Source organism: Streptomyces sp. NPDC031121 (genome assembly GCF_055570615.1).
The window spans coordinates 540975-561636 of record NZ_JBVIGV010000002.1; the positions used below are offsets into that span (position 1 = coordinate 540975).

Below are 20662 nucleotides of genomic sequence, written 5' to 3' on the forward strand. Positions count from 1 at the left end.
ATGGACTGGTTCACGGCGCCCGACCTCTGGCTGGGCCGGCTGGTCTTCCAGCGGGCCCTCGCCGCCGTCTACCTCGTCGCCTTCCTGGCGGCCGCCCTCCAGTTCCGGGCCCTGATCGGGAGCCGCGGCATGCTGCCGGTCCCCCGGTACGTGCGGTTCGTGCCTTTCAAACGCGCCCCCAGCCTGTTCCAACTCCACTACTCGGACCGGTTCTTCGCCGGCTGCGCCTGGGGAGGGGCGGCCCTGGCCGCGGCGCTGGCGGCCGGGGCGGGGGACGCCGTGCCGCTCGGTGCGGCGATGGCGATGTGGGCGGTGCTGTGGGCGCTGTACCTGTCGATCGTGAACGTGGGCCAGACGTGGTACGCCTTCGGCTGGGAGTCGCTCCTGCTGGAGGCCGGCTTCCTCGCGGTGTTCCTCGGCAACGCGGAGACCGGGCCGCCGGTGCTGGTGCTGTGGCTGCTGCGGTGGGCGGCGTTCCGGGTGGAGTTCGGGGCCGGGCTGATCAAGATGCGCGGAGACGCCTGCTGGCGGAAGCTGACCTGCCTGTACCACCACCACGAGACGCAGCCGATGCCCGGCCCGCTGAGCTGGTTCTTCCACCACCTGCCGAAGCCGCTGCACCGGGTGGAGTGCGCCGCCAACCACGTGACCCAACTGGTCGTGCCGGTGCTGCTGTTCGCGCCGCAGCCGGTCGCCTCGTACGCCGCCTGCGCGATCATGGCGACGCAGCTGTGGCTGGTGCTCTCCGGGAACTTCGCCTGGCTGAACTGGCTGACGATCACGCTCGCGCTGCCGGCGGTCGACTTCACCCCGGTCGCCGGCCCGCCGCCGGCCGCGGCCTCCGCCCCGCCGCCGGTGTGGTTCGCGGTGCTGGTGTGCGCGGTGACGCTGCTGGTGCTGGTGCTGAGCAGGCACCCGGTGCGCAACATGGTCTCGCGGCGGCAGGTGATGAACCGCTCCTTCGACTCCCTGCACCTGGTCAACACGTACGGGGCCTTCGGCACGGTGAGCCGCATCCGCGACGAGGTCGTCGTCGAGGGCACTCCGGACGCGGTGCCGCGGGAGGACGGGGAATGGCGGGAGTACGGCTTCAAGGGCAAGCCGGGGGATCCGCGCCGGGTCCCGCGCCAGTTCGCCCCGTACCACCTGCGGCTGGACTGGCTCATGTGGTTCGCGGCGCTCTCCCCCGGCTACGCCCGGGACTGGTTCGGTCCCTTCGTCGAGCGGCTGCTGGAGGGCGACCGGGACACGCTGCGGCTGATCCGCCGCAACCCCTTCCCCGGTGCCCCGCCCGTGTACGTGCGGGCCCGGCTGTACCGGTACCGGTTCACCACCTGGCGGGAGCTGCGCGAGACGGGGGCGTGGTGGCATCGAAGCCTGGTACGGGAGTACCTGCCCCCCACTCGCCTCTCGGCGGCGTCCGGCTCGGGCGGGGCCGGAGCGCGGTCAGAGCCCGAGTAGGGCGGCCTCCCGTTCGGGGCTGAGGCCCTTGGCGCTGCGGTCGGGGCGGAGCGGGGCGGTGCCGCCGATGGACCGGAGCCAGGCCCAGGTGTCGGCGACGGTCTCCTCGACGGGGCGGCACCGCAGGCCGGTCGCGAGCGCCTTGGAGACGTCCGCGCCGAACATGTGGGCGTGCAGTTCGCCCTCGGGCAGCCAGACGGGCAGGTCGGTCCAGGGTTCGATGCCGGCGTCGAGGATCGGGGCGGCCTCGGTCCAGCGCAGGTCGGCGACGCCGCCGGTGGCGGCCGTGCAGGCTTCGAGGAAGGCGCCCATGGTGGCGTGGCCGGCGGGCGAGACCGCGTTGTACGGGCCGCCGATCCCGGCCGCGGCGGCGTCGAGGGTCCAGCGGGCGAGGTCGCGTACGTCGATGTACTGGAGGGGCAGGTCCTTCGGGCCCGGGGCGAGGGTGGGCCCGCCGCGGGCGGTGCGGCCCAGCCACCAGGGGAGGCGGCCGACGTTCTCGTACGGCCCGAGGATCAGGCCGGCCCGGACGAGGAGCGCGCGGTCGCCGAAGGCGTCGGTTGCGGCGATCTCGCCGCCGCGCTTGTCCTCGGCGTAGGCGGTGGAGCCGGCGTCGGGCGAGCCGTCGACGACGGGGGCGTCCTCGGCGGCGTCGACGCCCGTGGGGTAGGGGTGGACCGAGCGGCTGGAGACGTACGTGTAGTGGCCGGCGCGGTCGCGCAGCAGGCGTGCGGTGTCGCGGACCGCGGTGGGGGCGCCGGACCAGGTGTCGACGACCAGGTCCCACTCGCCCGCTCCGGGGGCGGCGAGGGCGGCGAGTCCGTCGGGGGCGGTGCGGTCGCCGTGTACGGCCCGGGTGCCGGGCGGCGGGGCGTGGCGGCCGCGGTGGAAGACCGTGACGTCCCAGCCCCGGGCGAGGGCGTCGTCGGTGAGGGCGCGTCCGACGAACTCGGTTCCGCCGAGCATCAGCAGTTTCGTCATGCGGCCAGCGTGCCGGGGCCGGTGCGGCGGTGGAAGCGGTGATCGCCCTCAGCGATGACGCCGACGGCGGAAGCGAACGGGGAACTCCGGTTGCCCGGCCCCGGGCGGCGGCACGTCTGCCTCCGCCCGCCGAGCCGTGCTCCGCCCCCTTGCCGTCGTGCGTCGTGTGACGGCCGGAGGGGCAGCGGGGTCGCTGCCGGGCTAGTCGATGCCGGGCAGGATGTGGGATTCCGCGAGGTCGTCCTCGTAGCCGGCGAGGCGGATCGGGGCCGAGCGGGCCCAGACCTCGAGGCTGCCCAGTTCGTCGCTGTGGGGGCGGCCCTTCCACCCCGTGCGCTCCAGCAGCTCGTCCGACTTCGTCTTCGTGTCTGTCACCGCGCACTCCTTCGGTGTCGCTTGACCCGGCGGCCAACCGCATCGGGTATCGGGAATGAAGAGTTTCAAGACGCGGTGGCGCCGTGGTGGAGCGTGGCCTGGGTGGGGCTCTAACGTGTCCCTCAGAGTACACATCTGAGCAGGCTCGCGCTCTGTAGATTGGCAAAATCCACCCCAATGGCGCGAATATCCGATCGGTTCTGTGGTTCGTGTGTCACCTTTGCGGCGAGGTCTGCCCTTTGAGGCGTCCTTCGCCCTCGGCTCGCGCCGGCCGCCGGCTCGGAAACGCAGAAGCGCCCCGGCCCCTCGGGAGGAGGGGCCGGGGCGCTGCCGCACCGGGGTCGGGTGGGCCTGCGCTCACCACTTCGCGGGCGCGTAGTCCTTGAGGAAGACTCCGTACAGGTCCTCGCCGGCCTCGCCGCGGACGACCGGGTCGTACACGCGGGCCGCCCCGTCGACCAGGTCCAGGGGGGCGTGGAAGCCCTCCTCGGCCAGCCGGAGCTTGTCGAAGTGCGGGCGCTCGTCCGTGATCCAGCCGGTGTCGACGGAGGTCATGAGGATGCGGTCGGTCTCGAACATCTCCTGGCCGCTCGTCCGGGTCACCATGTTCATCGCGGCCTTGGCGGCATTGGTGTTGGGGTGCCCCGCGCCCTTGTAGCCGCGGCTGAAGACGCCCTCCATCGCGGAGACGTTCACGATGTACGCCCGACCGCTGGCGGCCTTGCGGGCCGCCTCGGCCATCACCGGCCGGAGCTTGCTGATCAGGATGAACGGCGCCGTGTAGTTGCACAGCTGGGTCTCGAGCAGCTCCACCGGGGAGATCTGGTCGATGGTCTGCACCCAGGTGTTGCTCTCGACGACGTCGGGCAGCAGGCCGCCCGCGTCGATGGCGGTGCCGTCCAGGTGCCGCTCCAGGCTGGCGTTGCCCGCGACGAGGGCGAGGTCCGCGACCTTCTGCGCCTCCAGGCCGCTCACGCCGACGGGCAGCGCCGCCAGGCCGTCGACCGAGCCCGAGTTGAACGCGCCGATGACGTGGTGGGCGGGCAGCTCGCCGGCCGGCAGCGGGGCGCCCTCCCCCTCCACCAGCGCGGCGTACGCGCTGGGCAGGCGGCGCACCGTCTGCGTCGCGTTGTTGATCAGGATGTCGAGCGGCCCGGCGGCGGCGACCCGGTCGGCCAGCTCCACGGCCTGCGCCGGGTCGCGCAGGTCGATGCCGACGACCTCCAGGCGGTGCATCCAGTCCGCCGAGTCCTCCATCGCCTTGAAGCGGCGGATGGCGTCCTTCGGGAAGCGGGTGGTGACCGTGGTGTGGGCGCCGTCGCGCAGCAGCCGCAGCGCGATGTACATGCCGATCTTCGCCCGCCCGCCGGTGAGCAGCGCGCGCTTGCCCGCGAGGTCGGCGCGGGCCTCGCGCCGGGTGCGGTTCTCGGCGGCGCACGGCGGGCAGAGCTGGTGGTAGAAGTAGTCGACCTCGACGTACCGCGTCTTGCAGACGTAGCAGGAGCGCGGGCGCTGGAGTATGCCGGCGATCCGGCCGGCCTCCGTCACCGAGGTCGGGAGGATGCCCTCGGTCTCGTCGTCGATGCGCTGGGCCGAGCCCGTCGCGGTGGCCTCGGTGACCGCCTTGTCGTTGGCGGTCTTGGCGGCGCGGCGCTCCTGGCGGCGGCGCTGCTTCACCGTCCGGTAGATGCCGGCGGTGGCCCGGCGCACGGCGACGGCGTCGGGGTGGTCGACCTCCAGCTTGTCCAGCTCGTCCAGCACGCTGAGGCAGACGGCCATGCGCTCGGGGTCGATGCCCGGCCCGTACGCCTGGCTGTCTTCGGTCTCGGTCTCGGTCGCCGTCATGGCCGCTGCCGTTCCTTGGTCACTCGTCCGCATCCGCCTGCTGCGGAAGTCCTCAAAACGGCAACTGTACGGATGCTGCGGCCCCGGAACCAAACCCGTGCGGCGACGGCTCACTCACCGCGTCCGGGCCGTCACCGGAGGCGTACCGCGCGGGGAGTGCGGGCGCGACCGCGTCATCCTTCCGCAGTACACCCTGAGCAGGGTCGATGTGGTCCTCCAGGGGGAGGAATAGGCGGCCCCGACCCGGCATTGTGGGATACATGAGTGCCCTGGGGCTGTCGGTGCTGCTGTGCCTGGTGTCCGCGGTCGCGTACGCGGGCGGCGCGATCGTGCAGGAGCGGGTCGCGGTGACCAGCCCGGACCGGCCGTACGCGCCGCTGCGCCGGGCCGCGTGGTGGGCGGCCGTCGCGCTGAACGGCCTCGGCGCCGTGCTGCACGTCGTGGCGCTGGCCTACGGGCCGCTGAGCCTGGTGCAGCCGCTGGGCGCGCTGACGATCGTGTTCGCGCTGCCGATGGCGGCCGTCTTCGTACGGCGGCGGGCCGGTGCCGCGGCGTGGCGCGGGGCGGTCCTGGCGTCGGCGGGGCTGGCGGGGCTGCTGGCGCTGACGGGCGGGAACCCGGACGGGGCCGCGGACCGGCTGCCCGCGGCCGGGGAGCGGGTGCTCCTGCTCGCGGTGGCCGCGGCCGGGGTGTCCGGGCTGTTCGCGGCCGCCTGCCGGATGCGGCGGCCGGTGCTGCGGAGCGTGCTGCTGGCCGCGGCGGCGGGTACGGCGTTCGGGATGGCGTCGGTGTTCACGAAGCCGGTCGCCGAGGGCGCCGTACGCGGATTCGCGGGCGGCCTGTGGCCGGACGCGGCGGCCGTGGCGGTCCTGGCCTGCGCCGGGCTGCTGCTGTCCCAGGCCGCCTACCGCGGGGCGGGGCTGGCCGCGCCGCTGGCCACCCTGACCGTCGTCAACCCGGTGGTGGCGGCCGCGGTGGGCATCACGCTGTTCGGCGAGGGCTTCCGCCACGGGGCGGCGGGCACGGCGGGGGCGCTGGCCAGCGCCGCGGTGGCGGCGGCCGGCCTGGTCGCGCTCACGGCCGCCGCGCCGCCCCGCGCGTCCGCGTCAGATGCCCACGCCGTGGGCGCGGAGGTACTTCAGCGGGTCGATGTCGGAGCCGTACCCGGGGCCGGTCCGCACCTCGAAGTGGAGGTGGGGCCCGCTGCTGTTGCCGGTCGATCCGGAACGCCCGATCCGCTGGCCGGCGGAGACGTCCTGCCCGGCCTTCACGCCGAGGGCCGACAGGTGGGCGTACTGGGAGTACCGGCCGTCGGTGTGCCGGACGATCACCTGGTACCCGTACGCACCGGCCCAGCCGGCCGAGACGACGCGGCCGGGGCCGACGGACTTGACGGACGTCCCGGTCGCGACGGGGAAGTCGACGCCGGTGTGGTAGCCGCTGGACCAGGAGGATCCGCTGGCCTTGTAGCGGGTGCCGACCGAGGCGTCGACGGGGGCGACGTAGCCGCCGGCGGCGGGCTGCTGCTGGGGCGCTGAGGCGGGCTTCTCCGCGGGCTTCTGCTGCGCGGGGGCCGGCTTGGGCGCGGGTTTGGCCGCGGGCTTGTCCGCCGGCTTCTCCGCCGGCTTCTCGGCGGGCTTGGCGACCTGCTCGCCGGCCGGGGGCGCCGCGGGCGCGACCGGCTTGACCGGTTCGGCGGTGCGCGGCGGCTTCTCCGGGTTCTGCGCGGGCGGGGCGGCGGTGATGCGGAGGGTGAGGCGCTGCCCGGGGAAGATCAGGTCCGGGTTGGCGCCGACGGTGGTCCGGTTGGTCTCGTACAGGGCCTGCCAGCCACCGGCGACGTGCTGGCGGGTCGCAATCGACGACAGCGAGTCGCCGGGGGCCACGACGTACGGGTTCGGCAGCACCGACGTCCCGGTCGGCCGGGGCGCGGCGGGCGGCGCCGCGGCCTTCCCGGCGGGCTGCGCCTGCACCTTGACGACCTGGACGGTGGCCTTCGCCCCGCCCTGCGGCGAGAGGTCGGGGGCGGGACCGCCGCGGGTGAGCCCCGCCTGCTTCCCGCAGGTGGGCCAGGCCTGCGGGCCCTGCCCCTGCAACACCTTCTCCGCGACGGCGATCTGCTGCTCCCTGGTCGCCTTGTCGGCGCGCGGCGCGTACTGCGTGCCGCCGAAGGCGCGCCACGTCGTCTGGCTGAACTGGAGCCCGCCGTAGTAGCCGTTGCCGGTGTTGATCTGCCAGTTGCTGCCGGACTCGCAGTCGGCGACGGTGGCCCAGGTCTCCGCCGACGCGGCGTGGACGGTCCCGGCGCCGATCAGCGGGAGCGCGATGCCGGCGCCGCCCGCGGTGACGGCCAGCGAGGCGCGGTTGATGCTGCTCGGCTGGTACCGGCGGTGCCGACCCCGTACACCCATTGGGAGCCCCCATCGAAGACATTGGTGACCGCACAACCTAACGGTCCGGTCACGGCCGTGACAAGGGGCGCAACAGGGCGCACAGCAGGGCAAGTTGACATTGTCCCGGGCGGCGGACGGCCCGCCGCGGGCCGTGTCGCGGTAGCGTCGGTGATCCCCGCACATCGAAGCACCAAGGAGCGCACGCATGAGCAGCACCGCCCAGATCGGTGTCACCGGGCTCGCGGTGATGGGCAGCAACCTCGCCCGGAACTTCGCCCGCAACGGTTTCACCGTGGCCGTGCACAACCGGACCGCCGCCAAGTCCCGTGCCCTGGTGGAGGAGTTCGGGCACGAGGGGGACTTCGTCGCGGCCGAGTCGGCGAAGGAGTTCGTCGACGCGCTGGAGCGGCCGCGCCGGCTGATCGTGATGGTGAAGGCGGGCGAGCCGACGGACGCGGTGATCCGCGAGTTCGCCCCGCTGCTGGAGCCCGGGGACGTCGTCATCGACGGCGGGAACGCGCACTTCGAGGACACGCGGCGGCGCGAGCGCGACCTGCGGGAGCGGGGCATCCACTTCGTGGGCGTGGGGATCTCCGGCGGCGAGGAGGGCGCGCTGCTCGGCCCGAGCATCATGCCCGGCGGGTCGCCGGAGTCGTACGACGCGCTCGGCCCGATGCTGGAGCGGATCGCGGCGAAGGCCGCCGACGGCACGCCGTGCACCTCGCACGTCGGCCCGGACGGCGCCGGCCACTTCGTGAAGATGGTGCACAACGGCATCGAGTACGCCGACATGCAGCTGATCGCGGAGGCGTACCACCTGCTGCGCGAGGTCGCCGGCTACTCCCCCGCGCGGATCGCGGAGACGTTCCGGACGTGGAACCGGGGCCGGCTGGACTCCTACCTGATCGAGATCACCGCGGAGGTCCTCGCGCACGTGGACGCGGCCACCGGGCGGCCGTTCGTGGACGTGGTGGCCGACGCGGCCGAGCAGAAGGGCACCGGCCGCTGGACCGTGCAGACGGCCATGGACCTGGGCGTCCCGGTGTCGGGCATCGCCGAGGCGGTCTTCGCCCGCGCCGTCTCGGGCCACGCCGGGCTGCGGGAGGCGTCGCGGGGGCTCGCGGGCCCGTCCGCCCAGCCGCTGGCGGGCGGGGCGGCGGACGCGTTCGCCGCGAAGGTGGAGCAGGCGCTGTACGCCTCGAAGATCGTCTCGTACACGCAGGGCTTCCACCAGATCCGGGCGGGCAGCGAGGAGTACGGCTGGGGCATCGACCTGGGGGCGGTGGCCTCGCTGTGGCGCGGCGGCTGCATCATCCGGGCGGCGTTCCTCGACCGGATCCGCGCCGCGTACGACGCCCGGCCGGACCTGCCGGGCCTGCTCGCCGACACCGGGTTCGCGCAGGAGATCGGGGCGGCGCAGGACGACTGGCGTGCGGTGGTGGCGGCCGCGGTAGCCGGCGGCATCCCGGTCCCGGCGTTCGCGGCGTCGCTCGCGTACTACGACGCGCTGCGCGCGGAGCGGCTGCCGGCTGCGCTGACGCAGGGGCAGCGGGACTTCTTCGGGGCCCACACGTACCGGCGCACGGACCGCGAGGGCTCGTTCCACACCCTCTGGAGCGGCGACCGCACGGAGACCACGGCCTGACGTGCGGCTGCCGCGGCGGGGCCGGACGGCCCCGCCGCGGCTCCGCGCGGATCAGCTGGGCGGCGGGGGCTGCGGAATCGGCGCGGGTCCGGGCGGCGGAGGCACCGGATCCGGCTCGGGGACCGGCTCCGGCACCGGCGGAACCGGCCGCGGCACGGGCTCCGGATCGGGGAACGGCCCGGGCGCCGGCCCCGGCGTGGGCGGCGGCACCGGGGTCGGCTCCGGAACGGGGGGCTGCGTCTGCTCGGCATGGACATCGATCGGCATGTGCCCCACCTTCCCGCGATTCGCCCGCCCACGCCTCCGGACACCCCCGGCGGCGTGACGGGGGCGTCCGACGGACCGACGGCTCAGACGGCCACGGCGTGGGGGCTGCGCTGCTGATCGCTCCCGGGAACGGGCGCGGAGGCGTCCTCACCCAGCTCGACGATCCGGTTGTCCGCGTCGACGTGCACGACCCGCGGCCGCATCGCCCGCGCCTCGGCGTCGTCGACCTGGGCGTAGCTGATCAGGATGACGAGGTCGCCCGGGTGCACGAGGTGCGCGGCGGCCCCGTTGATCCCGATCACCCCGGACCCGCGCTCCCCCTCGATGACGTAGGTCTCCAGCCGCGCACCGTTGGTGATGTCGACGATGTGCACGAGCTCTCCGGGGAGCAGATCCGCGGCTTCAAGCAGATCGGCGTCAATGGTCACGGACCCGACATAGTGCAGGTCGGCCTGCGTGACGGTGGCCCGGTGGATCTTGGACTTGAACATGGTGCGCAGCATGGTGGACTCCTGGAAGACGGCTCCCTGCCGGCTTTTTGCAGGTCAAGGGCGCTAGGCACTCTACACGGAGGCCCGTTGGGGCGAAGATGAAAAGGAACATCGCCCTCTCCGCCGAGAAGCCTCGCAGCCTGCACTTCTCTGTGACCAGGCTCCTCCCCTGAAGCCGCCGACCAGGCGTCACGCCAGACAGCGCCTCGGGAAAGGCTTCGGCTCGGGCATGACGTGCTGGCGGCGGCTCGCTGCGTGGAACGAGGCCGGCGTCTGGGATCGGCTCCATGCCGTCCCTGCTGACGAAGCTGCGTTCGGCGAAGCAGCTGGACTGGTCGCGGGCGGTGATCGACTCCAGCCGTGTCCGGGCTGCTCGGCGGGGCCCAAGAGCGGTCCCAGCCCGGTCGACCGAGCACGTCCGGGCAGCAAGCACCACGTCCTCGTCGACGGGCAGGCATCCCGCTCGCTGTGTCGCTGACAGGCGGAAACCGCAACGATGTGACGCAGCTGATGCCTCTGCTTGCGAAGGTCAACTCCGTTGCCGGCCTGGTCGGCCGGCCACGGCGTCGGCCGGACATGCTGCTGGCCGACCGGGGCTGCGACCACGACAAGTACCGCCGTCTCGTCTGGGCCCAGGGCATCAAACCGGTGATCGCCCGCCGCGGCGTCCCTCACGGTTCCGGCCTGGGAGTGCACCGCTGGGTCGTCGAACGCAGCATCGCCTGGCTGCACGGCTTCCGGCGCCTACGCGTCCGCTGGGAACGACGCGACGACATCCACGAAGCCTTCCTCGGCCTCGCCACGTGCCTCATCACCCATCGACACGTCCAACGCCTCTGCCCAGGCCCTTGATCCTCGATTCGATCGACAGATCGGCGCATCCTCGGCAACGATGCGGTGCCGTCGAACCTTCATCAGGAGCCATTCGTGTCGTCCAGGACCGCAGACATCGACTTCACTTTCGCCCGCGAGCTGCAGGTCCGCACCACCATTGAGGCCCTGGCCGCCACAGGATGGGCGTGGGAGGAGCCGCTCTCGTACATGGTGGACGACGACGACCTATACGACTGGCAGTCCACGACCCGCGATCACACGCAGGATGTCTAAGCTGCGCTGGCGGCTTCACGCCTCGGACGGCGCACCACTGCCATGGCGCTGCCGCTGGCGGTGTTTGCGCATGGACACCTGAGAGCCGCAGCCGGTACTGCAGTACAGCCCTCCCCCGTTGCGGGTGCGGTCGAAGAAGCCGAAATGGCACGGGGGGTTCCGGCACGCCTTGATGCGCCCCCAGTCGCCGCTCTGCGCGAACGTGGTCACCGCGGCCAGTACGGTTCCGAACACGCGCGGCACCCCCGCCTGGGGCGATGCCAGCTCCACGCCGTCGGCCGTGACCACCGTCGCCAGCGGGTAGAGCGCACCCACCCTTCGCAGATGCCGCTCGGCACGCAGCAGCGGCTTGCCCAGACTCCCCTCGTCGCCCGAATGCGCGAGCAGCAGGGTCACCAGGGCGTCGCGCAGCTCGCGCGCGACCGCGGCGTCAGCGTCCGTCACCACGGTGTCGCCACCGAACTCGTCGCGCTCCGCCAGCCACGCCGCGAACGAGTCGCCGTCCCCGAACAACTCCTGGCGGCCCGATCCGTCCGCGCGCGTGTTCACGAACGCGAGAACGGTCTCCACCGTCGGCGGGACGGCGCGTGGGGTGGGTGTGGGGGGTCCGGCTGCCGCAGCGATCATCCTCCCACAGTACATCAGGGTGAGCATCGCTAATCCGGCTAGTAAGCAACCGCTGCGGCCGATCAAGCTTGACGCGTTGCGATCTAACAGCTTACGGTCGCAACATGAATCAAGCATCCAACACCCAGGCCCCCCTCCGCACATGGCTGATCACCGGCGCGACGTCCGGCATCGGCCGCGAACTCACGCTCCAGGCACTGGAGAACGGCGACTCCGTCTCGGCCCTCGCCCGCGACACCTCCTCCCTCGACGAACTGGCGCAAGAGCACGGTGAGCGCCTACTTCTCATCCGGGCGGACGTAAGCGACGAGCAAGCCGTCCGGGACGCGGTGGAAGGCACGCTCGCACGGTTCGGCCGCATCGACGTCGTGGCCAACAACGCGGGATACGGACTGTTCGGGGCCGTTGAGGAGGCCTCCGACACGCAGGTCCGGGCCGTGTTCGACACCAACGTCTTCGGAGTGCTCAACGTGCTCCGCGCAACGCTGCCGGTGCTCCGCGCCCAGCGGTCCGGGCACGTCCTCCAGGGCTCGTCGGTCTACGGGCAGTCCGCCCATCCCGGCGTGGGTCTGCTGGCCGCCACCAAGTACGCGGTCGAGGGGCTGTCGGACGCGCTCGCGGCCGAGGTCGCGCCGCTCGGCGTCAAGGTCACGATCATCCAGCCCGGGATGACCGCGACCCCCTTCCTCGCCAACCTCGACGTCGCCGCCGGCCTGGACGACTACGACCGGACCGTCCGCGAGGCCCAGAAGGGCATCGGCGAACTGCCGGCCTCCGCGTTCTCCGCCGCGGCGCGCGTCGCCGCCGGCATCCGGACCGCGGTCGACAGCCCCAACCCTCCGCTGCGCCTGGCCCTCGGCACCTCCAGCACGACAGGCATGCGCCCCGCCCTGGAGGCGCGGATCGCAGACCTGGACGGCTGGCAGCACGTGACCAACGCCGTCGACGCGTAGCAGCTCCGCAACTGCCCGATCAACCCGTCGCTGTACGCGCTCATCTGCGCCGTCGCGTTCCTCCTCGGGACCATCGCCAACGAGTTCGTACTGGCCGACGAGCGCCCGACGCTGAGCCAGGCGGTCTCGCTGGTCGCGTTCTCCCTGCCACTGTCCTTCGGCGTCGGCCTGGTCGGCGGCGGCATCCAACACTTCGAGCAGTTCCCCGAACGCAGTGCCTGGATGACCCCCGTCGGCCTGCTCATGGCGTACGGCGCGTTCGTCGCCAAGGACTCCAAGGGCCGCCGGCGGCACCTCGTCAGCCCGTTCGCGGCCGCCGCCGTCGTCCTCGCGGCCCTAACCCGGCTGGGCAAGGCCGCCCTCGTGTGGGATCTCGCGGCCCAGGGCCTCGCGCCGCCCTGGTCACCTCCTGCGGGCCTCGGGGGGCCGGTGACGGGGGTGGACTTCCATACAGCAGGCGGCACGGCGACGGCTGCCGAGAACGTTCAGCGGGTGAGGTCGGCCAGACTGTTCAGTGCGGTGTCGATCTCGGCCGGCGTGTTGATGGCGGCGGTGCCGATCCGGGTGTAGGTCGAGGTGGACAGCCGCACGCGGCGGGTGGCTGCGTGGTCGACGACCTGCTGATGGGTGTGTCCGGCCACGCTGAAACACGTGATGCCCGCTGACAGCCCGGGGTCGGCGGGGGTGTGCACGATGACGCCGGGGATGCGGCTCAGCCCGTGCTTCACCCGCGTCGACAGCTCGGTGATGCGGGCGGCGACGCGCGCCCGGCCCATCTGCTCGTGCAGGGCCACCGCCACCGGCAGGGCGAATGCGTGCTCGAACGCCAGGAACCCGCCGGGCGACAAGGGCGCTGCTCCCCCGCCCGCGATGAAGCTGACGAACGTGGGCCGCAGCTGATCGAGGACGTCCGGCGCCACCCAGATCAGGCCCGTTCCTCTGGGGCCGAACAACCATTTGTGCGTTCCGGCGATCACCACGTCCGCGCCCAGGCCGGCGGCATCCTCGTCAATGGCTGCCAGCCCGTGGACGCCGTCGACGACCAGCAGGCACCGGTCGGCAGGGCGTCGGCCCTCATTGGCCCGGCGCACGACATCGGCCACCGCACGTACCGGCATCCGGAGCCCTGTGCTCGACTGGACCCAGGTGATCCCCACGACTCTGGTGTTCGGCCGTATCGCCTCGCCGACCGCCGCTGCGATGCCGTCCGCCGTCGCGGTGGCCGGGTCGGTAAACCAGGAGGCCAGCCGGAGCGTGTTGCCGTGCTTCTCTGCGGCCAGGCGGGCGGCGGTGCGATGGGCGTTGTGGTCGTGCTCGGTCAGCAGGAACTCCTGTCCCCGACGGGTCACGACGCCGTTGTACACGACACCGAGCCCGATGCTCGTGCTCGCCGTCATCGCAATGTCCTCGGCCCGGCCGCCCACATAGGCCGCCAGCGCCTGGCGTACCCGGGTCCATCCGGTCGGACCGTCGGGCAGCGTCAGCCCCGTGGGCACCGAGAGGGGATTGGCGTCGATCTGGGCCGCCAAATGATCCACCGCATCCCGCACCACCTTCGGGTGCGAGGCCAGATAGAACAACGCCAGGTTCGCCCATCCCGGCTGCAGACGGAACTGGGCCCGCAGGGCGTCCCAGTCCACGCGGCCGTCGGTCGTGGTGACCGGCCGCTCCGGCGGTGGACTCACGCGTGCCGCGCCGGAGCTGGGCGCGAGGGTGACCGCCACCGCTCCCGCAGATTTCGCCAGCAGATCGCGCCGACTCATCAACGACATCCCGCACCCCTTTTGCCTCGCGACCGACGAAGCGGTGGCGCAACAGCTGCCTGGTGCCCTTCTGCTGACGAGGCTACGCAAAGTGTGCGTGGGCGCACGACCGCGGCATGACCCAAACGGTCCTGTCGAGGTACCGCACAGCACAGACCATCCGATTCTCGTTGCGGGCCGCGCGGGCCGTGCGGGCCGTGCGGGCCGTGCGGGCCGTGCGGGCCGTGCGGGCGAGCTTGGGCTGTCCGGGTACGCCCCCGGGGCGCTACAGCACAAGCGCCCGAGAGGCTGAGGTCAGTTCTTCCCGAGCAGCTCGTTCCCCGGCTGCCCGTCCGTCCGCACACTGCACCCCGCCGGCCGGGATCCGTGTTAGTGGGAGTGTCCGCCCGGCTCCGCGACGGAGTCGCCTGCGCGGTCGCCCGCGTGGACTGTGAAAGCGGCCGTGCGGACCTTGCCCTCGTGCTGGAAGTCCAGGAACAGGCGGTACGTCCCCGCGCTCGGGGGCGTTGGTGAAAGAGACCTCGGGCCCGGGGCCGCCAGGGTTGGGGCGGACGTGGAGGTAGGCGAGGTCTCCGTCGCGCAGGGCGACCAGGTGACCGTACGCACCGAGGTACGGCTCGAGGTCCGTGACCGGCTTCCCGTCCTTGCTGATGGTGAGCTTGAGTTCGCCCGCCTTGCCCGGATCCAGGGTCCCGCCCAGCGCGACGCGGTAGCCCTCCACGTCCGCCGCCGCGGCGGCTGGCGGCATCGGGGTGGGCGTGTACGAGCCGGGAACGGCGAGATCCGCGCCGATGGTGATGCCCTTTGCACCCTCGGCCGCCGGGGTGAAGTCGGCGAACGCCTTGTAACCACCGGCCGCGGGCAGGTCCATCAGCGTCGACCAGGTGCCGTCGGCCGCCCGGACCGGGTGGAGATGGCGGTAGACCGTCAAGTCCCGTGAGGCGACGATGAAGTGCAGCTCCTTGCCGTGCTCGGTCTTGTACGCCGTGACCTTGCGGCCATCGCGGTCCTTGATCGAGAACCTGAGCTCCCTCGGGCCCGGCGCCACGATCCGGGTATCCAGGGACAGCCTGTTTGACCTGCGCCTCGTGCGCGGCCCGGATCGAGACAGCCCCGAGGCGATAGCCGACAGCGCGAAGCCGTGGCAATTACCGAGCGCGTCCAGGTGATCGAGACCTCGGTCGCGAACGACAGGGCTTCTCCCCCAGTCGGCCCTCTCGCGTTGGTGCTCCACAGGAAGCGCCTGCCTGCTCGCCCCGCAGGCTCTCAGTGAGCGTGGCCGTCGTTGTGGGCCGGAGATGTGGAGGCCGACTTGGTCCGTGCCGGAGGTGACCGGAGCAGGTACGGACCGGGCAGCTCGCAGCCCTGCTGCGGGTGGCCCAAGGCACACTCCGGCGGTATGGGACTCCCCGCGGCCGTCGTCGCGTCCATCGGGTGTCCAGCCGTCGCGGTGATGGCCGTCGTCGGCCGTGGACACCAGCTGGGCTACGGCGGCGGCGCCACCGGTGACGTGCGCCGAGGCGCTGTCGGCTCCGGCGGCGTGGGTATAGAGGGAGGCGAACAGCAGGGCGGCCAGACACAGCAGTCGCAGCGGTCCCGGCGTTGGTCGGGACCGCGTCGCGCCGATTGCAGCCCGGGCCGTGATCACACCGTGGCCCTACCCGGTGCGCACGCGACGCCTCAGGTCAGCCGAGCGCGCCGAGGAGTTCGTTGCACGCCTGTTCGCAGGAGCGGCAGGCTTCGGCACATACGCGGCAGTGTTCGGGCATGTCCGCGTGGGAGGCGGCGCATTCGTCGCCGCACGCCTTGCAGGCCACGGCGCGCGCCTGGAGCACAGCGCGAGTGATGTTGGCGTCGTAGCCGGTGCGGCGGGAGAGCACGGATGCGGTGGCGTTGCAGATGTCGGCGCAGTCCATGTCGGTACGGATGCACTTGGTCAGGTCACCCACCATGCCCTCATTAGGCAGGCGTCCGCGCACGCCGTACACGCCTGTGCACAGGCGATGCACTCCTCGATGCGGCGGGTGAGCTTCTCGCGGTCGACCTCGCCGAAATCGGCCGGGTAGGTGGCGGGCATGTCCTTGACGGTGCTGGACATCGTTGCCTCCTTCACCTTCACCCAGGGGCCGGCGGACCCGAGCGGGCCGCCTCACGAGTCCCGGGGTGCACCTTCCAGCGAACGCCCTCGGCGCGATCACGCCCGCCCGCCCCATCATCGCGAGACCGGGCTGTCCTCCTTCTCCACCACAAACGGCCTGTCGCCTGCCCCGTGCCGGAGTCAGTTCGTGCCGAGCATCTGCCGCATCTGGGTGATCTCCGCCTTCTGGGCGGTGATGATGTCGTCGGCGAGTTCCTTGGCGGGGCCGTCGGCGCCGTCCTTCTTCTCGGTCTCGGCCATGTCGACGGCGCCTTCGTGGTGCTCGATCATCATGGTCAGGAACATGGTGTCGAAGGCCTTGCCGGAGGCGCCTCGCATGTCCTCCATCTGCTGGTCGTTCATCATGCCGGGCATGGACGAGGCGTCACCGTGGTCCATCCCCTCCATATCGTCCATACCCTGGGGGACCTTTTCACCCCAGGCCGTCAGCCAGGCGGACATGGTCTCGATCTCCGGCTGCTGCGCCTCCTTGATCTTCGCGGCGAGGGCCTTCACCTCGCTGGCCGAGGCCCGGGCCTCGGCCATGTCGGCCATCATGACGGCCTGGCGGTGGTGCGGGATCATGCCCTGCGCGAAGTCGACGTCCGCCTGGTTGTGCTCGCCCGCCGGGACCGAGACGGACGCGTTGGGGCTGGGAGAGGTGGCGGCAGAGCCGTAGCCGTCATCACCACAGCCGGCAAGGAAGAGCATGGGGGCGGCTGCGACGGCGGCAAGGGCGGTACGGCGGTGGAGGGAGCGGGTGCGCTTCACGGAAGGGGCTCCTCGGATCGAAGGTTCCAGGACATCCCTACACGGCACAAATGACTCGCGCTCGCGGACGACGCCGCCGGGGGGTCACTCTGGCGTCCGTCCGGTGTGAGCCGGGCTGATGGTGCGGCGGAACACTGCGCCAGCGGCGAGGGTGAGCCCGGCCAGCCAGGCGAGGGCGAGGAGGAGGGGGCCGGTTTCGTCGAAGCCCGGGGTGACGGCGGCGTCGATGAGGACGCGGGTGGAGCCGTAGCCGGGCAGGGCGTGCGCCCAGGTGGGCGGGGCGGGGTGGAGCATGGGGCTCTGTTCGATGCCCAGGTCGATGAAGGGCAGCAGGAAGGCGATCAGTACCCCGCCGACCCGGCCGAACAGCGGGCCGACAAGGACGCCGATGAGGGCGTACGTGAGGGCGATCAGGACGTTCGCGGCGATGTAGAGGCCCCATTGGCGGGCGTCGAAGACGGTCGCGGTCACCGCGAGGGATGCGGCGGTGGCCAGCAGCGCGCCGAGGATGACTACGGTCAGGCGGGAGGCGAGCAGGCTGGCGGGGCGGAACCCGGCGATGGCGAGGCGCTGGTCGCCTGTGCGAGCGTTCACGATCGTGAAGAGTCCAGCGAGGGTGGCGAGGGAGGCGGTGGCGATCGGTGCCATGGTGCCGCCGTGGATGTCGGGCAGCCACGCCTGCTGGACCGTGGTGCGCCCGCCTTCGCGGACGGTCAGGGACGTGGACTGCTCGGGGGTGGTGGCCACCGCGAGGAGGACGAAGACCGTCGGCACCGCGATGAGCAGCACCCACAGCACCCGGTTGCGGCCGGCCTCCCGCAGCCCCGCGCGCACCCCCGCGGCCAGTTGGGCGGTGGCTGAACCGGGCCTGGCGCGGCGGCGGGCTCGGGCGGTGCGGCTGGTGGCGGTGATCACCGTCCAGCTGACGGCGACGGCTGCCGCGGTCCAGGCCAGGGCCCAGCCGAAATCTCCGGGCCGACCGCTGTGGCCGGAAGGGACATCGACCATCCACAGCGTCACGAAGTGCGTCGGGAGTACCCGGGTCGCCGCCCGGTCCGCCGCACCGAGGCCGGGGCCGAAGAAGACGTCCAGGATCCATACGAACAGCACCAGCAGGGTGCCGTTGACGGGGCTGGTCACCGTCGCGCCGATCAGCGCCCCGATGGCCAGGTAGATCACCGCATACATCAGCGTTCCGGCCAGCACCCGCCCCGGATCACCGCCGAGTCCGGTCCTCAGTTGGAGGGCCAGCAGAGCCGCCGCCGCGGCGAGTACGGCCAGGGCCAGGCCGGCGCCCATGCGCGCGGCCACCAGCCGGTGGGGCGCCAGTCCGGCGAGTATCAGCCGGCGATCAGCCGCGCGTGAGGCGCGCATCTGGAAGTACATGGCGATCGCGGCGATGAATCCCGCGGCCCAGCCGGCGGTGGCCGTCTGCACGGCGGGCCCGCGGGTGCCGCCGAGCAGCTCGGCCGCGTCCGCCAGCGGGCGTGCGGCCACCACCACGAACACCACCGGCACCAGCACGAGTACGAGGAGGTTCACCGGGGTCCGGGCGGACTCGATGAGGAAGCGGCGGGCGAACGGCAGGGCGGTCATCGGTTCACCGCCCTGCCGTCCCGCAGTTCCACAATCCGGTCGAAGCGCTCTTGGTCCGTGACGAAGTGGCTGATGATCAGCACGGAGCGGCCTGCCGTGCGGCGCTTGGCGACCAGGTCCCAGAACTTCAGGTAGGTGTCGAAGTCGAAACCCGCGTACGGCTCGTCCAGCAGCAGCACTTCGGGGTCCGCAAGGAGCGCCAGGCCGAGGTTCAGCTTGGCGAGGGTTCCACCGGACAGCTGGTCCGCGCGAGTGCCGGCGTAGCGTTCGAAGCCGAGGGCAGCGTAGATCTCCCGGCGCGAGCGTCGTTCCGCCTCGCTCGTCATGGCGTAGGCGCGGCCGAACAGCTCGAAGTGCTCGTCGCAGGTGAGACGTTCGTAGACGACCGGTTCCTGTGGGCAGTAGCCCAGCCGGCCGGTGTGGGTGATGGTTCCGGCATCGGCGGCGAGCGCCCCGACCAGAATCTTCATCAGCGTGCTCTTGCCGGAGCCGTTCTCACCGACGATGCCGACCACCTCGCCCGGAGCCAGGGTGAGGTCCACGCCCCGCAGCACCGGCGCCGTGCGGCGTGCCGGCCACGGGCCGCGCCGGTACGCCTTCTCGATGCCTGCCGCCGCCAGCACCGGGCGGGCGGTTTGCGGTTCGTCACCCGAGCGGGGTTGGGGTTCGTTCACGTCGTCACCTCCACGGCTCGGGTGGGCCGGTTGCGTCATGTCACAAGCCGGGGGCGCCCCAGAGCGGGAACCAGCGCGCCAGGTCCTGCTCGATGCGCAGGTCGTCCTTGAGTACGGCCTTGACCTGGAGTTCCAGCGGGTTGTCGCGTTTGTTGCCGGGCAGCGGGGCGAACGGGTAGAAGGTGCCGCGTTTGTACAGGTAGACCAGGGCGAGGGGGCGCAGTTCGGCGTCGTGGAAGGCGATCAGCGAGCAGAGGAGGTGCGGGCCGAAGCCGCTTTCCTGCAGGGAGGTGTTGACGGCGTGGAGGTCGCCTACGAGGGCGGGCAGGTCGTCTGGTGGACGGCGGGACAGCAGCCACGAGTAGCCGTAGGCGTCGAGGCTGAACTCCGCCGGGGCGCCGGCGCGTTCGGAGTCGGCGGCCAGGAGGGCCCGTACCTCTTGTCGGACCTGGGCGAAGGCGCCGCCTTCGATCGCGGCGAAGCAGACCGAGCCCTCGCCGGTCGGGGTGAAGCCGATGGCCGCCTGGAGGGTGATCGCCGCTGAGGGCAGGGCGAAGAGCTGGTCCAGGTCGGGCCGGATCGGCTTGCTCCGGCCGAAGAGCACGTCCCAGAAGCCCATGGGCCACCGTCTCCTTCCCTCATGCCCTGCCTGGTTCGCCGCCCGCTTCGCCGAGCTGTGCGGAGAGTTCCGCGAGCGCCTCGAGGCGGCGTTCCAGGGTGGGGTGGGTGGAGAACAGGTTCGCCACCGCGGTACCGGGCCCGCGGGCGGGGGTGAAGAAGAACGCGTTGAACGCCTGGGCGGTGCGCAGATCCTGCGTGGGGATGCGGGCGATGTCGCCGCTGACCTTGGTCAGCGCCGAGGCCAGGACGGACGGCTTGGCGGTCAGCATGGCCGCGGCCCGGTCGGCGGCCAGCTCGCGGTAGCGGGACAGGGCCCGGATGAGAAGGAAGCTGATGGCGTAGACGAGGGCCGAGACGGCCATCACGGCGAGGAAGACGACGGCGGTGTTCTGGTCCCGCTGGCCCCGTCCGCCGAACAGCTGGGAGTAGAAGGCGAAGCGGACGATGAGGCCGGCGATGACGCCCAGGAACGAAGCGATGGTGATCACCGCCACGTCGCGGTGGGCGACGTGGGAGAGTTCGTGGGCGAGGACGCCTTCGAGCTCCTCGGTCTCCAGACGGCGCATGAGGCCGGTGGTCACGCAGACCACGGCGTGGTCGGCGTTGCGACCGGTGGCAAAGGCGTTGGGCAGGTCCATGTCCGAGACCGCGACCCGCGGCTTGGACATGTCCGCGCTCACGCACAGCCGGTCCACGACCCCGTGCAGCAGCGGCTGCTCCTCGGGCGTGACGAGCCGGCCGCGCATGGCGTACAGGGCGATCCGGTCGGAGTACCAGTACTGGGCCCCCAGCAGGGCCGCGGCGATCACGACCACGAGGACGACGGACTTGAGCAGCACGATCAGCGCGGCGATGAACGCCACGTAGAGCAGTCCGAGCAGGAACATGGTGACCGCCATGCGGGCGGTCAGCTGCCGGTCGGGCTCGAACCTGCTGCGCATCCCCATCACCCCAT

The 20662-nt window shown here is 72.1% G+C and carries 17 protein-coding genes and 4 pseudogenes; 7 read left to right on the forward strand and 14 right to left on the reverse strand.

The genetic code is table 11. From position 1 onward, the window contains the following. Complete coding sequence (locus ACZ462_RS05365; protein WP_467802761.1) at positions 1-1461, forward strand: lipase maturation factor family protein; 1461 nt, start codon at positions 1-3, stop codon at positions 1459-1461. On the opposite strand, the gene ACZ462_RS05370 is transcribed toward ACZ462_RS05365, so the two are convergent. From ACZ462_RS05370 to ACZ462_RS05380, 3 genes are all read right to left on the reverse strand, one after another. Further along, entirely contained in the window at positions 1447-2442 is a 996-nt protein-coding gene (locus ACZ462_RS05370; protein ID WP_467802760.1) for an NAD-dependent epimerase/dehydratase family protein, read from the reverse strand. The two genes, ACZ462_RS05365 and ACZ462_RS05370, sit on opposite strands and share 15 nt — an antisense overlap. 201 nt (positions 2443-2643) lie before the next feature. After that, the gene (locus ACZ462_RS05375; RefSeq protein ID WP_185902756.1) at positions 2644-2817 is read right to left on the reverse strand and encodes a hypothetical protein; all 174 of its coding nucleotides are present in this window, start codon (positions 2815-2817) and stop codon (positions 2644-2646) included. Between the two features lie 357 nt (positions 2818-3174). Then, on the reverse strand, positions 3175-4662 hold the full coding sequence (locus tag ACZ462_RS05380; RefSeq protein ID WP_467802759.1) for an SDR family NAD(P)-dependent oxidoreductase: 1488 nt from the start codon (positions 4660-4662) through the stop codon (positions 3175-3177). Between the two features lie 260 nt (positions 4663-4922). Here ACZ462_RS05380 and ACZ462_RS05385 point away from each other — a divergent pair. After that, a pseudogene (locus ACZ462_RS05385) lies at positions 4923-5741 on the forward strand (DMT family transporter); the annotation flags it as partial. 27 nt (positions 5742-5768) lie between these two features. Here ACZ462_RS05385 and ACZ462_RS05390 read toward each other — a convergent pair. Continuing rightward, the gene (locus ACZ462_RS05390) at positions 5769-7073 is read right to left on the reverse strand and encodes a transglycosylase family protein (protein WP_467802757.1); all 1305 of its coding nucleotides are present in this window, start codon (positions 7071-7073) and stop codon (positions 5769-5771) included. A gap of 187 nt (positions 7074-7260) precedes the next feature. Here ACZ462_RS05390 and gndA point away from each other — a divergent pair, with 187 nt between their 5' ends. Next, positions 7261-8700, forward strand: a complete 1440-nt coding sequence (gene gndA, locus ACZ462_RS05395; protein WP_467802756.1) for an NADP-dependent phosphogluconate dehydrogenase — start codon at positions 7261-7263, stop codon at positions 8698-8700. A 350-nt stretch (positions 8701-9050) separates the two neighbouring features. Here the strand turns inward: gndA and panD are convergent, their stop codons facing one another. Then, positions 9051-9470, reverse strand: coding sequence for an aspartate 1-decarboxylase (gene panD, locus ACZ462_RS05400; protein WP_467809624.1), 420 nt, complete (start codon positions 9468-9470; stop codon positions 9051-9053). 202 nt (positions 9471-9672) lie between these two features. Here panD and ACZ462_RS05405 point away from each other — a divergent pair. Both ACZ462_RS05405 and ACZ462_RS05410 read left to right on the forward strand, forming a co-directional pair. Next, positions 9673-10310 (forward strand): annotated as a pseudogene (locus ACZ462_RS05405) (IS5 family transposase); the annotation flags it as partial. Between the two features lie 75 nt (positions 10311-10385). Continuing rightward, a complete protein-coding gene (locus ACZ462_RS05410; RefSeq protein ID WP_467809625.1) occupies positions 10386-10565 on the forward strand; it encodes a hypothetical protein in 180 nt (59 codons plus the stop codon). A gap of 15 nt (positions 10566-10580) precedes the next feature. Here ACZ462_RS05410 and ACZ462_RS05415 read toward each other — a convergent pair whose 3' ends face one another. Next, a complete protein-coding gene (locus ACZ462_RS05415) occupies positions 10581-11192 on the reverse strand; it encodes a CGNR zinc finger domain-containing protein (protein ID WP_467809627.1) in 612 nt (203 codons plus the stop codon). 104 nt (positions 11193-11296) lie between these two features. Between ACZ462_RS05415 and ACZ462_RS05420 the strand changes: the two genes are divergently transcribed. Both ACZ462_RS05420 and ACZ462_RS05425 read left to right on the forward strand, forming a co-directional pair. Continuing rightward, on the forward strand, positions 11297-12145 hold the full coding sequence (locus tag ACZ462_RS05420; protein WP_467809628.1) for an SDR family NAD(P)-dependent oxidoreductase: 849 nt from the start codon (positions 11297-11299) through the stop codon (positions 12143-12145). A 222-nt stretch (positions 12146-12367) separates the two neighbouring features. Then, entirely contained in the window at positions 12368-12715 is a 348-nt protein-coding gene (locus tag ACZ462_RS05425; RefSeq protein ID WP_467809629.1) for a hypothetical protein, read from the forward strand. On the opposite strand, the gene ACZ462_RS05430 is transcribed toward ACZ462_RS05425, so the two are convergent. From ACZ462_RS05430 to htpX, 8 genes and pseudogenes are all read right to left on the reverse strand, one after another. Beyond that, positions 12631-13917 carry an aminotransferase class V-fold PLP-dependent enzyme gene (locus tag ACZ462_RS05430; protein ID WP_467809630.1) on the reverse strand — a complete coding sequence of 429 codons (1287 nt, stop codon included), beginning with the start codon at positions 13915-13917 and terminating at the stop codon, positions 12631-12633. The genes ACZ462_RS05425 and ACZ462_RS05430 overlap by 85 nt on opposite strands. 360 nt (positions 13918-14277) lie before the next feature. Then, positions 14278-15142, reverse strand: a pseudogene (locus tag ACZ462_RS05435) (hypothetical protein). Between the two features lie 451 nt (positions 15143-15593). Beyond that, positions 15594-16006 (reverse strand): annotated as a pseudogene (locus tag ACZ462_RS05440) (four-helix bundle copper-binding protein). Positions 16007-16186: 180 nt separating this feature from the next. Beyond that, a complete protein-coding gene (locus ACZ462_RS05445) occupies positions 16187-16816 on the reverse strand; it encodes a DUF305 domain-containing protein (RefSeq protein ID WP_467809632.1) in 630 nt (209 codons plus the stop codon). Between the two features lie 84 nt (positions 16817-16900). Continuing rightward, positions 16901-18412 carry an ABC transporter permease gene (locus ACZ462_RS05450; protein ID WP_467809633.1) on the reverse strand — a complete coding sequence of 504 codons (1512 nt, stop codon included), beginning with the start codon at positions 18410-18412 and terminating at the stop codon, positions 16901-16903. Beyond that, a complete protein-coding gene (locus tag ACZ462_RS05455) occupies positions 18409-19086 on the reverse strand; it encodes an ATP-binding cassette domain-containing protein (RefSeq protein ID WP_467809634.1) in 678 nt (225 codons plus the stop codon). The genes ACZ462_RS05450 and ACZ462_RS05455 overlap by 4 nt, the downstream gene beginning before the upstream one ends. Positions 19087-19126: 40 nt before the next feature. Beyond that, entirely contained in the window at positions 19127-19705 is a 579-nt protein-coding gene (gene pspAB, locus ACZ462_RS05460) for a PspA-associated protein PspAB (RefSeq protein WP_467809635.1), read from the reverse strand. A 19-nt stretch (positions 19706-19724) separates the two neighbouring features. After that, positions 19725-20648: a zinc metalloprotease HtpX gene (gene htpX / locus ACZ462_RS05465; RefSeq protein WP_467809636.1), complete on the reverse strand. Its 924-nt coding sequence runs from the start codon at positions 20646-20648 to the stop codon at positions 19725-19727. Positions 20649-20662 lie beyond the last annotated feature (14 nt).

Excerpts from the sequence above, each read along its gene's own strand:
- ACZ462_RS05365 (WP_467802761.1), top strand. The coding sequence starts at position 1 with ATGGACTGGTTCACGGCGCCCGACCTCTGGCTGGGCCGGCTGGTCTTC.
- ACZ462_RS05370 (WP_467802760.1), bottom strand. The coding sequence starts at position 2,442 with ATGACGAAACTGCTGATGCTCGGCGGAACCGAGTTCGTCGGACGCGCC.
- ACZ462_RS05380 (WP_467802759.1), bottom strand. The coding sequence starts at position 4,662 with ATGACGGCGACCGAGACCGAGACCGAAGACAGCCAGGCGTACGGGCCG.
- ACZ462_RS05390 (WP_467802757.1), bottom strand. The coding sequence starts at position 7,073 with ATGGGTGTACGGGGTCGGCACCGCCGGTACCAGCCGAGCAGCATCAAC.
- gndA (WP_467802756.1), top strand. The coding sequence starts at position 7,261 with ATGAGCAGCACCGCCCAGATCGGTGTCACCGGGCTCGCGGTGATGGGC.
- panD (WP_467809624.1), bottom strand. The coding sequence starts at position 9,470 with ATGCTGCGCACCATGTTCAAGTCCAAGATCCACCGGGCCACCGTCACG.
- ACZ462_RS05415 (WP_467809627.1), bottom strand. The coding sequence starts at position 11,192 with ATGATCGCTGCGGCAGCCGGACCCCCCACACCCACCCCACGCGCCGTC.
- ACZ462_RS05420 (WP_467809628.1), top strand. The coding sequence starts at position 11,297 with ATGAATCAAGCATCCAACACCCAGGCCCCCCTCCGCACATGGCTGATC.
- ACZ462_RS05425 (WP_467809629.1), top strand. The coding sequence starts at position 12,368 with ATGACCCCCGTCGGCCTGCTCATGGCGTACGGCGCGTTCGTCGCCAAG.
- ACZ462_RS05430 (WP_467809630.1), bottom strand. The coding sequence starts at position 13,917 with ATGTCGTTGATGAGTCGGCGCGATCTGCTGGCGAAATCTGCGGGAGCG.
- ACZ462_RS05450 (WP_467809633.1), bottom strand. The coding sequence starts at position 18,412 with ATGACCGCCCTGCCGTTCGCCCGCCGCTTCCTCATCGAGTCCGCCCGG.
- pspAB (WP_467809635.1), bottom strand. The coding sequence starts at position 19,705 with ATGGGCTTCTGGGACGTGCTCTTCGGCCGGAGCAAGCCGATCCGGCCC.
- htpX (WP_467809636.1), bottom strand. The coding sequence starts at position 20,648 with ATGCGCAGCAGGTTCGAGCCCGACCGGCAGCTGACCGCCCGCATGGCG.